11 protein-coding genes are annotated in these 11,706 nt (G+C 62.8%); 2 read left to right on the top strand and 9 right to left on the bottom strand.

Annotated elements, in window-relative coordinates:
* From ABSG20_RS18715 to ABSG20_RS18700, 4 genes are all read right to left on the bottom strand, one after another.
* Window positions 1-206: AEC family transporter (locus ABSG20_RS18715; RefSeq protein ID WP_423865994.1), on the bottom strand; the 206-nt coding region annotated here is incomplete at its 3' end.
* Window positions 207-251: 45 nt separating this feature from the next.
* Complete coding sequence (locus ABSG20_RS18710; RefSeq protein ID WP_423865993.1) at window positions 252-1,805, bottom strand: class I adenylate-forming enzyme family protein; 1,554 nt, start codon at window positions 1,803-1,805, stop codon at window positions 252-254.
* 41 nt (window positions 1,806-1,846) lie between these two features.
* Window positions 1,847-3,685, bottom strand: a complete 1,839-nt coding sequence (locus ABSG20_RS18705; protein WP_423865997.1) for a TRAP transporter large permease — start codon at window positions 3,683-3,685, stop codon at window positions 1,847-1,849.
* A 44-nt stretch (window positions 3,686-3,729) separates the two neighbouring features.
* Window positions 3,730-4,758 carry a TRAP transporter substrate-binding protein gene (locus ABSG20_RS18700; protein WP_423865996.1) on the bottom strand — a complete coding sequence of 343 codons (1,029 nt, stop codon included), beginning with the start codon at window positions 4,756-4,758 and terminating at the stop codon, window positions 3,730-3,732.
* A gap of 136 nt (window positions 4,759-4,894) precedes the next feature.
* Here ABSG20_RS18700 and ABSG20_RS18695 point away from each other — a divergent pair, with 136 nt between their 5' ends.
* Window positions 4,895-5,608 (top strand): GntR family transcriptional regulator, encoded by a 714-nt coding sequence (locus ABSG20_RS18695; RefSeq protein WP_423865992.1) that lies wholly within the window; start codon window positions 4,895-4,897, stop codon window positions 5,606-5,608.
* An 80-nt stretch (window positions 5,609-5,688) separates the two neighbouring features.
* Here the strand turns inward: ABSG20_RS18695 and ABSG20_RS18690 are convergent, their stop codons facing one another.
* Genes ABSG20_RS18690 through ABSG20_RS18675 form a run of 4 tightly spaced genes read right to left on the bottom strand, consistent with a single transcriptional unit; the run spans window position 5,689 to window position 9,086 of the window.
* Complete coding sequence (locus tag ABSG20_RS18690; protein ID WP_423865991.1) at window positions 5,689-6,813, bottom strand: molybdopterin-binding protein; 1,125 nt, start codon at window positions 6,811-6,813, stop codon at window positions 5,689-5,691.
* A 3-nt stretch (window positions 6,814-6,816) separates the two neighbouring features.
* Window positions 6,817-7,650, bottom strand: a complete 834-nt coding sequence (locus tag ABSG20_RS18685; protein ID WP_423865990.1) for an ABC transporter substrate-binding protein — start codon at window positions 7,648-7,650, stop codon at window positions 6,817-6,819.
* Between the two features lie 18 nt (window positions 7,651-7,668).
* The gene (locus ABSG20_RS18680; RefSeq protein ID WP_423865989.1) at window positions 7,669-8,391 is read right to left on the bottom strand and encodes an energy-coupling factor ABC transporter ATP-binding protein; all 723 of its coding nucleotides are present in this window, start codon (window positions 8,389-8,391) and stop codon (window positions 7,669-7,671) included.
* Window positions 8,392-8,393: 2 nt separating this feature from the next.
* Window positions 8,394-9,086 (bottom strand): ABC transporter permease, encoded by a 693-nt coding sequence (locus tag ABSG20_RS18675; RefSeq protein ID WP_423865988.1) that lies wholly within the window; start codon window positions 9,084-9,086, stop codon window positions 8,394-8,396.
* Between the two features lie 279 nt (window positions 9,087-9,365).
* Between ABSG20_RS18675 and ABSG20_RS18670 the strand changes: the two genes are divergently transcribed.
* A complete protein-coding gene (locus tag ABSG20_RS18670; protein ID WP_423865995.1) occupies window positions 9,366-10,556 on the top strand; it encodes an ABC transporter substrate-binding protein in 1,191 nt (396 codons plus the stop codon).
* A gap of 25 nt (window positions 10,557-10,581) precedes the next feature.
* Here ABSG20_RS18670 and ABSG20_RS18665 read toward each other — a convergent pair whose 3' ends face one another.
* Window positions 10,582-11,547, bottom strand: a complete 966-nt coding sequence (locus ABSG20_RS18665) for a TAXI family TRAP transporter solute-binding subunit (protein ID WP_423865987.1) — start codon at window positions 11,545-11,547, stop codon at window positions 10,582-10,584.
* Window positions 11,548-11,706 lie beyond the last annotated feature (159 nt).

Below are 11,706 nucleotides of genomic sequence, written 5' to 3'. Positions count from 1 at the left end.
AACGCCCCGACAAAGCCGAGCTGGCGCACCTGATCCGGCGTAATCTTCGACATCGCGACGAACATCAGCGACGGCAGTGCCAGGTAGACTGCAAAGCGATTCAGATTGTCGGTAGCGGTTCTGTCGAACACACCGAAATAACCGCAAATGAAGCCGGTCAGGATCAAGGCGAAAATCGGTAGTGCCGAGTTCAATACTGCGTGCATCTGATCCAGGGCCCGAAGCGAAATGGTTCAACAGATCTGCCATGGTCAGTTGGTGAATTTCTTCTTCAGTTCGCGATGCAGGACCTTGCCCGTGGCGTTGCGCGGCATCTCGCTTTCGGCGATGAATGCGTAGGATCGGGGACGCTTGTAGCCAGCCAGGCGCTCCTTCGACCATTCGGTCAAATCGCGCTCCGTCAGTGAGGCGCCCTCGTGCAGTACGATCACGGCATGGACCCGCTCGCCCCATTTTTCGTCGGGAAGCCCGACAACCGCGACGTCCTTGACCGATGGATGCGCGCCCAGGAGAGCCTCGACTTCCGACGGATAGATGTTCTCGCCGCCCGAGATGATCATGTTGCTCTTGCGGTCGGACAGCTGGATGTAGCCTTCCGAATCACGCCGGGCCATGTCGCCGACCGTGCAATAGTCGCCGCGGAACGCCTCCCTGGTTTTTTCCGGCAACCGCCAATAGCCATCGAAGGTGTGGGCGTTGCAGGAGAACAACTCGCCGGATTGGCCGTCCGGCACCTCGTTGCCCGCTTCGTCCAGAAGCTTTATCGGCGCCGCACCAACGCATTCGCGGCCGACCGAACCGAGCTTGGTAAACTGCTCGTGCGGGTGAAGCATGGTCACCCAACCGGTCTCGGTGGCGCCATAGAGCTCGAACAGGCCGGAGTTCGGGAACATCTCCATTACCTCACGCTTCGTCTCCGGGCGGGCAGGCGCCGACGAGATCATCAATTTTGTCACGGCATCGAAATTGAATTTGCTGCGAACGGCCTTCGACAATCCGAGCATCATGATGTAATGGGTCGGCACAAGGGATGTGAACGTCGAGCCACCCTCTGCGAGGGTCCGAACGAAATGCTCGGGGTCAAAGCTCTTGCGGGAGTAGATGACGTTTGCACCGCCGCAATAGCCGAATGCGCCAAAGAAGTTCAGAGAATTTGCGTGGCACATCGGCATGACCAGCAGAGCGCCGTCGTTGCGGTGCAGCCCGAGCTCGATCTCGGTGACCATCGAGAGCAACACGCCGCTACGGTGGCTTCTGACCACGCCCTTGGGATTGCCGGTCGTGCCCGAGGTATACATCAGGGTCCAGGGATCGGACAGCGAGACATTCTGCTCCGGCTCGCTGGCGCTAGCTGCGGCCAGGAAGTCTTCGTATGCACGATAGCCCGCAGGACACGGATGCGCGCCGAACTGGATATAGCGATCGGGCCCGATCGGCAAATCCTTCCGGACATCTTCGAGAATTCCGACGAGCTCATCCTGAACGATGAAGGCCGCGGCTTCCGCGTTCTCGACGATGTACTGAACTTCCTTGCCCATCAGGCGAAAGTTGATCGGCAACGCGACCAGACCCGCCTTCGCCGTCGCGGCAAAAATTTCGCACCATTCGACGCAGTTATAGGCGAGTATCGCGACGCGATCGCCCTTGGACAGGCCGAGGCCAAGCAGGGCATTGGCGAGCCGGCACGAGCGGTCGTTCCATTGCGCGAAAGTCATCGAACGTTCGAGATCCCGGGCACCGACGCGATTTGGCAGCAGCCGCGCGTGCACCGAGAGCATTTGTCCGAAATTGAGGAGGTCCTTCACGATTTGCTCCCTTCGGGTTTGATGATGACAGTGTGGTTGGTTCAGTGCAGCAGGCCGATGGAGATCCAGGGCACAGCGGCGATGACGATGGTGCCGATCAGCAGCGCCAGCATGTAGCCGACCATCGGCTTGATGCCCTCGTCGGGATGGATGCGGCTGATCGCGCAAGCGGCGTAATAGCCGACGCCAAATGGCGGCGCGAACAGGCCAATACCCATCGCCAGGATCACCACCATGGCGTAGTGCACTTCATGAACTCCGACCTGTTTCGCGATCGGAAACAACAACGGACCGAACAGCACGATTGCCGGAATGCCTTCAAGCACGCTGCCCAGAATAATGAACGCGACGATCGTCACAGCGAGGAACATCGGCGCGCCGCCTGGCAAGCCGGTCATGAACGCCGCCAGCGAGGTCGAGAAGCCCGATTGCGTCAGCGCCCATGCCATTCCGGTAGCAGCACCGATTATCAGCAGGATCGCGCCCGACAACGCGGCGGTTTCCGTCAGCATCGGGTACAGCCGACGCCAATCGAAGTTGCGATAGATCAAAAGGCCTGCGAGAGCGGAATAGACAATGCCGATGGTGGACACTTCGGTCGCGGTCGCGACGCCGCCGATCACCGCCGCGCGGATCACGAAGGGCAGCGCGATCGCGGGCAGCGCGACAACAAATGCCGACCCGGCCTGCCCCCAGCTGGCGCGTTTGACGTGAGACAGGTCCTCGTTGCGGTAGCGCCGCCAGACCACGGCACACAGAATGACCGCAAGAACCAGCCCCGGCAGCAATCCGCCGGTAAACAGTGCGGCGATCGATACCCCGGTGACCGACCCGATGGTGATGAGGACGAGGCTCGGCGGTATCGTTTCGGTTTGCGCACCTGTGGCCGACAGCAGCGCGACGAGGTCACCGGGCTTCGCACCGCGCTTGATCATTTCCGGAAACAGCACCGGTGCCACCGCTGCCATGTCGGCGGCCTTGGCGCCGGAGATTCCAGAGACCAGGTACATGGCCGCGACCAGAACGTATTGAAGGCCGCCGCGGACATGGCCGAGCAGACTTGCAAGAAAGCCGACCATGGCACGCGCCATGCCGGTCATCTCGATCAGGAGACCGAGGAATACGAACAGCGGCACCGACAGAAGGATCAGATGGCTCATGCCCTCATCCATGCGTCCAATCACCACGGTCGACGGCGTGCTTGTCGTCAGCGTGATGTAGGCAAAGGTCGCAAGCCCAAAAGCAAAGGCGATCGGGACCGCAGCGAAAACCAGGATCGCCACCAGCACCACGAAAAAGATCAAAAGATTGATGTTGCCGAGCGGGACGAGAGCAGGTGCCAGCAAATAAAGCGCCACGCCGACGACGGCGACGGCACCCACCGCGGCTCCGGACATCCGCCAGTTACCGAACGAAAACAGCCGCAGAAGGGCGACCAGAAGCATCAGCCCGAGCCCGACCGGTAACGCCGCTGCTCGCCAAAGATTGGAAATGTCGAGCGCCGGCGTCGAGACGATAGCCTCATCGGACGCGAACTCGTAAGCGGGCTCCAGGACGAGGGCGAGGAATGCCAGCGGCGCAGCGACCGCGAGCACCTCAAAGAAGGCCCGCCTGCTCGGACTGAGCCTGCCTACAAAGGCAGTCATCCGCATATGCTCGCCACGCTGAAATGCGGTAACCGCGCCGAGCATGGCCAGCCATAGAAAGAGAATGCCGGCGAGTTCGTCCGACCATATGATCGGTTTGTGGAAAAGGTAGCGTGCGGAAACACCGGTGAACAACACGATGATTTCCGCGATCACCAACAACGCCGCGACGCCCGCGACGATAGTGCCGAGCCATTGTTCGGCTTTCTGCAGGGCGCCCGCGACCCCGGTCATCCGGGGCAGCTCGACGCCGGCTTGCTCCGCTATCTGCATGGCGGTCAACCGATGTTGCCGGCATATTTTTGCAGCAACGTCCAGGCTTCGTCGCCAAACTTGGCCTTTGCGTCCTTGTAAAAAGATGTCTTCGCGAGCGCCGCCTGGAAGGCCTCCGCCTGGGTTGTATTGAAAGCGAGTCCTTTTGATTCGAGGGTCTTCTGGTAATCGGCATTTGCCTCGACGATGTCGGCGCGCTGCTTGATCGCGGCGGCGTTGAAATGCTTCTGCATGACCTGCTGGGCATCTTGCGGAACGCCCTTCCAGATCCGTGCGCTGGCGAGCAGCCAAAAGCCGTCCCAAGCATGGTTGGTCAGTGAACAGAACTTCTGAACTTCGTAGAATTTTGCAGACTCGATGAGGGCGAGTGGGTTTTCCTGACCGTCCGCAATTTTTGTCTGCAGCGCGGAGTAAGCCTCGTTGAGGGGAATACTGACAGGGGCGGCGCCCAGCGAGGAAAACATCGATACCCAAAGCGGCACGACGGGCACACGGATTTTGAAATTGGCAAGATCCTCGGGGCTCTTGATCGGATGCGTGCTGCTGGTGATCTGGCGGAAGCCGTTGTCCCAGGTAGAGTTGAACGGAACCAGCCCCACCTTCTCGATATTACGTCGGATGAAGTTGCCGACCTCGCCGTCCATCGCGGCCCACACCTTGTCGTAGCTCGTAAAGGCAAAGCCGACACCCGTCAGCGAGGCTGTGGGGATCAAGGTCGACAGAACGGTACCGGGCATGGTTGCGAGTTCGAGCGCGCCAGAACGCAGCTGCGTCATCATGTCGGTGTCGCTGCCGAGTTGATTGTTGGGGAACAGGCTGATCGCAACCTGTCCCTTGGTGTCGGCGGTTATGGCTTCGATAGCTTCCTTGAGCCGCACGTTGACCGAATGCGTGGCGGGAAGGTCGTTGCCAAATTTCAGCTTGATTGGGGCGGCCTGCGCGCGAACCGCTGGACTCTTGACGAGCGCACCGGCCGCAATTGCACCGACCCCAACCGCGCATTTCAGAAGCACCCGACGGCTAACCGCTCGCATTGCAACCTCCCCGTGAAAATCCACATTTTCGTGGCTTGAATTCGAATACAGAATTCATATTCTGAATTCGAATGCAATGCAATAGCTTTTTTGCGCTGCGGTGATAAAAGGCAAAAAAGAATCGTTCGGAGCCCCGATGTCGCAGGTTCAAACTCACCCCACTCTGGTGGAACAGGTTGTAAATGCTATTGTTTCCGAGATCGTCGACGGCGAGCTGCCGGCTAACACGCGACTGATCCAGGACGAGCTCGCCCGGGCCTATGGCGTCTCGAGGCAGCCGGTTCAGCAGGCCCTGTTACTTCTGCGGGACCGAGGGCTGGTTCGGGAGGCCCCTGGCCGGGGCCTGATCGTATCGCCATTGGACGTGGGCTTTGTTCGGAACCTCTATGAGATACGGGCGATGCTGGACGGCCTGGCCGCGAGGATGGCCGCTGAGCTTAGCCCGGAACGGGCAAGGACCGAGGGACCAGCGCTTCTCGAAGCGGGCCGTGCCGCGGTTAGAAGCGGCTCTCTTCACGAACAAATCGAAGCTGACATGCAATTCCATACCTTCATCAACGAACTGTCGGGCAACCCCCTGATAGGCGAGACCACGGCGCCACATTGGCCTTATCTACGTCGCGTCATGGGCGAGGTATTGCGGGACGATGCGCAGATGCCGCGAACAATTCTGCAAGAACACGCGGCAATCCTCGATGCGATCGTCGCCGGCAACGGCACCGAAGCCGAGAGCCTGAGTCGCAATCATATTTTGCGCGCGGCGAATATATTCATTCAACGCCTTCAGGCTCAGCAGGATGCCTCGCAGGAAGAGCATCGCCAGCGTCGCCCCCGGCGCATTCAGCGATAACGGCGCATCGCCCCCCTCCCCCGAGCCTGATTCCAAAACATCAGGCCCTCTTTTCGGCAGGGGAGCATGGGTCATGTCTCCTATCCATCCCGCAACATATGGGCATCCATCGGCGTGCCCGCCGCATAACCCTCGGAACCGCCGGGAACCAAAAGCCAGGCATCCGCGCGAGCGATGAGTTCGATCGACAGCTCGCCAACCGCCAGCGGCAGCCAGGCGCCGGCGCTTCTTTCCAGCAGGACGACCTCGGCGATACCGACGCTGGAGGCAATCTTGCGGGCCAGCGGCAGCATAACCTTCCGTGATGGCTGAAGCCCGGACCATCGGTCCAGCACCGGCAGGACCAGGGCCCACCATGCCGCGAGCGCCTGATCCGGTGCGCCCGGCAGCGCGATGACGGGGATGTTTCCAATCCTGCCGACCGCGGCAGTCCGGCCGGGCTGCAAGGCGATGCCATGCGCGACAAGCTCGCCGCGCGCCGCCAGCGCCGTGATGGCGGCATCGGTGCGGCCGACGCCGCTGCCGCCTATCGTGATGAGAACGTCGCACGCGCTTGCGTCGATCGTTTCGGCGATCGAAAGCGCATCGCGTTGTCTGGCCGAGATAACAAGAACGTCGGCGCCAGCCGCGCCTGCGGCTTCAAGGATCAGTTGCGCTGTCATGGTGTGGCCCGAGGTCGCCGGAATATTGACGAGGCGCAGGCGCGGGCGGCGCACATTGATCTTTTCCAGTCCCGCCGCGCGCGCGATCAAGAGATCGAGCGGGCCAAGGCGCCGCCCGACAGCGATGACGGAAGCGTCTTCTGTGATGTCGCCGCCCCTTCGGCGAACGCCCTGCCCCGGGATGGCTTCCGCCAACGCCTCGGCCATCGGGCCGGTCTGATCGAGGCAAGCAGCATCGATCACGCAGTCGCAACCCTCCGGCATGGGGTCGCCGGCTTCGACCCAGTGCGGAAGCTGCCGCAGCGGCAGCGGCGAATAGGAGGACGCGCCGACGAGATCGCGCGCCCGCAGTGCAAAGCCATCGGCGGCAGCGATGTCAGATGGCGGCATCGCCTTGAGCGGGGGCATCTCCGCCGCCACGCAGCCCAAGGCTTCCAGGAGCGGAAGCGCAACCGGCGCGACCGGCTCGAGGCCATCAAGCAACGCCGCGACCGCCGTCTCGAGCGGCGTGAGCGCGGCCGGCAGGCGTTGGGTTTGGATCATATGTCACGACCCTTTCTTCGCCGCATTGGGAAAAAACAATTGCTGGCCGTCGATCTTGTAGCCGGCAATCGCGGCCTGGCCCTCCCCGGAGATCAGCCAGTCGACGAAGGCCTGGCCGAGTTCCTGCTTCACCGAGGGATATTTTTCCGGGTTCACCAGCATGACGCCATATTGATTGAACAGCCGCTTGTCGCCTTCGACGACGATTTCGAGATCGCCGCGGTTCTTGAAGGAGATCCAGGTGCCGCGGTCGGACAGCACATAGGCGCCCATCGCGCTGGCGGTGTTCAGCGCCGCTCCCATGCCCTGCCCGATCTCGCGATACCAGGGGCCCTTGCTGGCTGCGATATCGATACCGGCATGGTTCCAGAGCGCGAGTTCGGCCGAGTGGGTGCCGGATCTGTCGCCGCGCGAAACGAAGGGCGCGGCCGTGGCCTGGATGGCCTTCAGCGCGGCCTCGATATCCTTGCCTGTGACGCCGGCCGGATCGTCGCGCGGCCCGATCAAGACAAAATCGTTGTACATCACGTCATGACGTTTGGCGCCAAATCCCTCGGCGAGGAATTTTTCCTCCTGCGCCTTGGCATGGACGAACACGACGTCGGCATCGCCGCGCCGCGCGGTGTCGAGCGCCTGGCCGGTGCCCTGCGCGATCACCTTCACCTCAATTCCGGTCGCGGCCTTGAATAGCGGCAGCAGATAGCCGAACAGCCCGGAATCCTGCGTCGAGGTGGTCGAAGCCACGACGATCGAGCGGTCCGCGGCGATCGCGGGCGGATCGCCGATGATGATGGCAAGCAAGAATGTGAACGCGAGCGTTGAAAACCGCGATTGCATCGGAATCTCCTCCGCCAATCAAATGACGAGGTCGCCGCGCAAAAAGGCGGCGGCCTCCGGTGTTGCCGGTTGATCGAAAAAGTCTTTGGCCGGACCACGCTCGCACAGCGCTCCACGGACCATGAAGATCACCTCGCCGGCGAGCCGGCGCAGCTGGCCAAGATCGTGCGAGGCCATCACGATCTTGATGCCGGATTGCGCCGCCAGCAGGATGATCTCCTCGACGCCGCGGGTCGCGGCCGGATCGAGATTGGCGGTGGGTTCATCGAGCAGCAGGATTTCCGGGTCGCGCGCCAGCGCCCGTGCCAGCGCCAGTCGCTGCGCCTCGCCGCCCGAAAGCCGCCGCGCCGGCCGCTGCGCCAGTTCGGAAAGTCCGACGCGTTGCAGCAGGGCCGCCACGCGCCGGGCGCGCTGCTGGCGGGGAATGCCGGCCTGCGCCAGCGCGTAGGCGATGTTGGCGGCGGTAGTCCTTCGCAGCATCACCGGGCGCTGAAACAGGATAGCGCGGCGCCCCGGCGCGCGATTGCCGCGGCCCCCCCAGCTAATGCGGCCGCTCGAGGGTGCCGTGAGCCCCATGCAGAGCCGCAGCAAGCTGGTCTTGCCGGCGCCGTTCGGTCCAATGATCAGCGTCGGCGCGCCCGGCAGAATCGTCAGGCTCACACGCTTCAGGAGGGTGGTTGAGCCGGCCCGCAACGAGACGTCGTCGAGAACGAGGGGAAGATCACTGCAAGGCGCCCGCATCGTCACCCCGCCTGCCGTTCGGACCAGGCGCGCGTTCCCCAGGCCGCGGCGTTGATCAAGAGCACGATGGCGACCAGGATCAGCCCCAGCCCCATCGCCAGCGGCAGATTGCCCTTCGAGGTCTCGAGCGAGATCGCCGTGGTCATGGTGCGGGTAAAGCCGTCGATATTGCCGCCGACGATCATGACCGCGCCGACTTCTGCGGCGGCCCGGCCGAATCCGGCCAGCAACGCCGTCAGCAGGCTGAAGCGGGCGTCCCACAACAGCGTCGTCATGCGGCCAAATGGACCGACGCCCATCGCGGTCAGTTCGTCGCGATACTCGACCCAGAGATCCTCGATAGTCTGCCGCGTCAATGCCGCGACGATCGGCACGATCAGGATGGTCTGGGCGATCACCATGGCGGTTGGCGTGAACAGAAGGCCCAAAACCCCGAGCGGCCCGGACCGCGACAACAAGAGGTAGACCGCAAGCCCGACCACGACCGGCGGCAATCCCATCAGCGCGTTGAGCAGCACGACCAGCACCGATCGCCCGGAAAAGCGCGTCAAAGCGAGCAGCGCGCCGAGCGGCAGACCGGCAAAGGCGGCCAGAACGACGGCGGACAGGCTGACCGCCAGCGAAAGCCGTACGATCGCAAACAGCGCGGCGTCGCCGCTCAGGATCAGCTGCCAGGCGCTCACAGGGTTCGACATCGCTCGCTCCGGGAGGCGTTGTTCGACAAGGTCCTGCCATTGTCAATCGATTGAACAAAGCGAGGTTTATGCATAAAAGTGCGGGAAGGGACTTGCAAACCCGGCGAGGCCGCCTGTTCTCTCTCGCCTGGTGCGCATGAACCGTCGCCTGGTTTGGCGGCGGCTTGCGGAGTAAACGACGGAACAAGAACCGGCGCCTTCGGCGCCCGGTCAAGCGATACGGCCACGCGCCGAACCCAAGGGGGAGAGACAGCTTTGCTTTCAGCCAGACATATTGCCATGCTCGCGGCGTTCGCGGCCGCGCTATCGTCAATGCCGGCGGCGCGGGCCCAGATCTCGGACGATGTGGTCAAGATCGGCGTGCTCACCGACATGAACGGCCCGGCGTCGACGCCGACCGGCCAGGGGTCGGTGACCGCGGCCCAGATGGCGGTGGATGATTTCGGCGGCACGGTGCTGGGCAAGCCGATCAGCGTGGTGGTCGGCGATCATCAGCTCAAGGCGGATATCGGCGCCGGCATTGCGCGGCGCTGGTACGACACCGAACAGGTCGACCTCATCGTCGACGTTCCGGTGTCGGCGGTGGGGCTCGCGGTCCAGAACGTCGCCAACGAAAAGCAGAAGCTGTTCATCGCCCACTCCACCGGCGCAGCGGATTTCCATGGCAAGTTCTGCTCGCCCTATGCGATGCAGTGGGTGTTCGACACCCGCGCGCTCGCGGTCGGAACCGCGCAGGAAGTCGTCAAGCGCGGCGGCGACAGCTGGTTCTTCATTACCGACGACTATGCCTTCGGCCACTCGCTCGAACGCGACGCTTCGGCCGTGATCATCAAGAACGGCGGCAAGGTTTTGGGATCGGTGCGCCCGCCGCTGGCGACCCCTGATCTGTCATCCTTCGTGCTGCAGGCGCAGGCCTCCAAAGCCAAGATCATCGGCATCGCCGCCGGTCCCCCCAACAACATGAACGAGATCAAGACCGCCGGCGAGTTCGGGGTGCTGAAGGGCGGCCAGCAGATGGCGGCCCTGCTCGCTTTGATCACCGACATCCATTCGCTTGGGCTGCCGGCGGCGCAGGGCCTGCTTTTGACGACATCGTTCTACTGGGACATGGACGACAAGACCCGCCAATGGTCGAAGCGCTATTTCGCCAAGATGAACCGGATGCCGACGATGTGGCAGGCCGGCGTCTATTCATCGGTCATCCACTATCTCAACGCCATCAAGGCGGCCGGCACCGATGCGCCGCTCAAGGTGGCGGCGCAGATGCGCGAAATGCCGGTCGAGGATTTCTTTGCCCGCAACGGCAGGCTGCGCGAGGACAATCTGATGGTTCACGACCTCATGCTGGTCGAGGTCAAGAAGCCGGAAGAGTCCAAATATCCCTGGGATTATTACAAGATCCTGGCGAAAATTTCCGGCTCGGATGCGTTCGGCCCGCCCGATCCGGCGTGCTCGCTGGTGAAGAAGTAGTGCGCCGGCAGCGATACGGCGTCGCCTACTTCATCACCCCGATCTCGCGGAAGTATCTGAGCACACCGGGATGGATCAGCTCCGTGCTCGGCGCCGCGGCAACCGTATTCGGCGCCGTGGTTTCGCAGGCCTGCGCCAGCTTCTTGCAGAGCGCGCCTTCGGCGCCATGCAGCGCCCGCGCCAGCCGGTAGGCGACGTCGTCCGGCAGGGCTTCGCGCGCCAGCACAAAACTCCAAGAGCCGACCGAACTGATCGGCGCGATCTGCTTCGGATAGCTGCCGGCCGGCACCGTCAGGGGCTTTAGGAAACCGTATTTGGCCCGGATGCGCGCGATCTCCTCGGCGTCAGGTGCGATGAAGCGGCCGCCGCCTTCGCTTTCCGCCACCGCCGTGAATCCGGGCCAGCCGATGCCGGCGCCCCAAAGCGCGTCGACCCGCCCGTCAAGCACCATCGCCGGGCCGTCGCCGGCATGATCGAGATAGATCGATTGAAAGTCGTCGTCCTGCTTGAGGCCGAGAGCGTCCAGCACATAGCGCGACAGGATCGGCAGACCGGAACCGCGCACACCGAAAGCAACCCGCTTGCCTTCGAGATCGCGGATGGTCCGGTACGGGCTGTCCGCGCGCACCACGAACATGCCGGGACTGGAATAGATCGCGGTCAGGATTTTCAGATGCGACGCCGGCCGGCCGATGCCCATGAAGGCCTCGTAGGCGGGCTCGCCGGCGACCAGCGCGATATCAAGCTGGCCCGCTTCCAGTAGCGGAATATTCTCGTTGCTGCCCTTGGTGTTGCGCGGCAGGATCGAAAGCGTCGGATCGGCCGCGTTGATGACTTCGGCGAAGACTTGGCCATAGAGCGGGAAACCGCCACCCGGCGTCGCCGTCCCCAGACTGATCGCGGTCTTTGATATGGCCTTGTCCCCCTGTTGCGCCGCGGCGCTGCCCGCCAGCAGCAACACGGCGGCGCAAACGGCGCGAGCGAACTTCATTGACCGACCTCTGGCGCTGCCACGTTAAGCCGTCCGGCAGCAGGCAGTGTAGGCAAATTCCTGTTTCTGTGAAAGCATGGTTAGGGCTGTGGTACCGAGTCCAGCACTGTCGATCATGCGTTTAGATGGCCGCGGCAGTAAGATATGACCATAAGATAA

The sequence above is a fragment of the Bradyrhizobium sp. genome (assembly GCF_049512235.1).
Lineage (GTDB): Bacteria > Pseudomonadota > Alphaproteobacteria > Rhizobiales > Xanthobacteraceae > Bradyrhizobium.
The sequence above is the reverse complement of the archived record's forward strand: the minus strand, read 5'-3'. Positions and strand labels throughout refer to the sequence as shown.

Bases quoted from the DNA above. Each gene is read 5' to 3' on its own strand.
- ABSG20_RS18695 (WP_423865992.1), top strand. From the start codon at position 4,895: ATGTCGCAGGTTCAAACTCACCCCACTCTGGTGGAACAGGTTGTAAAT.
- ABSG20_RS18665 (WP_423865987.1), bottom strand. From the start codon at position 11,547: ATGAAGTTCGCTCGCGCCGTTTGCGCCGCCGTGTTGCTGCTGGCGGGC.
- ABSG20_RS18680 (WP_423865989.1), bottom strand. From the start codon at position 8,391: ATGCGGGCGCCTTGCAGTGATCTTCCCCTCGTTCTCGACGACGTCTCG.
- ABSG20_RS18705 (WP_423865997.1), bottom strand. From the start codon at position 3,685: ATGACCGGGGTCGCGGGCGCCCTGCAGAAAGCCGAACAATGGCTCGGC.
- ABSG20_RS18675 (WP_423865988.1), bottom strand. From the start codon at position 9,086: ATGTCGAACCCTGTGAGCGCCTGGCAGCTGATCCTGAGCGGCGACGCC.
- ABSG20_RS18690 (WP_423865991.1), bottom strand. From the start codon at position 6,813: ATGATCCAAACCCAACGCCTGCCGGCCGCGCTCACGCCGCTCGAGACG.
- ABSG20_RS18685 (WP_423865990.1), bottom strand. From the start codon at position 7,650: ATGCAATCGCGGTTTTCAACGCTCGCGTTCACATTCTTGCTTGCCATC.
- ABSG20_RS18670 (WP_423865995.1), top strand. From the start codon at position 9,366: ATGCTCGCGGCGTTCGCGGCCGCGCTATCGTCAATGCCGGCGGCGCGG.
- ABSG20_RS18700 (WP_423865996.1), bottom strand. From the start codon at position 4,758: ATGCGAGCGGTTAGCCGTCGGGTGCTTCTGAAATGCGCGGTTGGGGTC.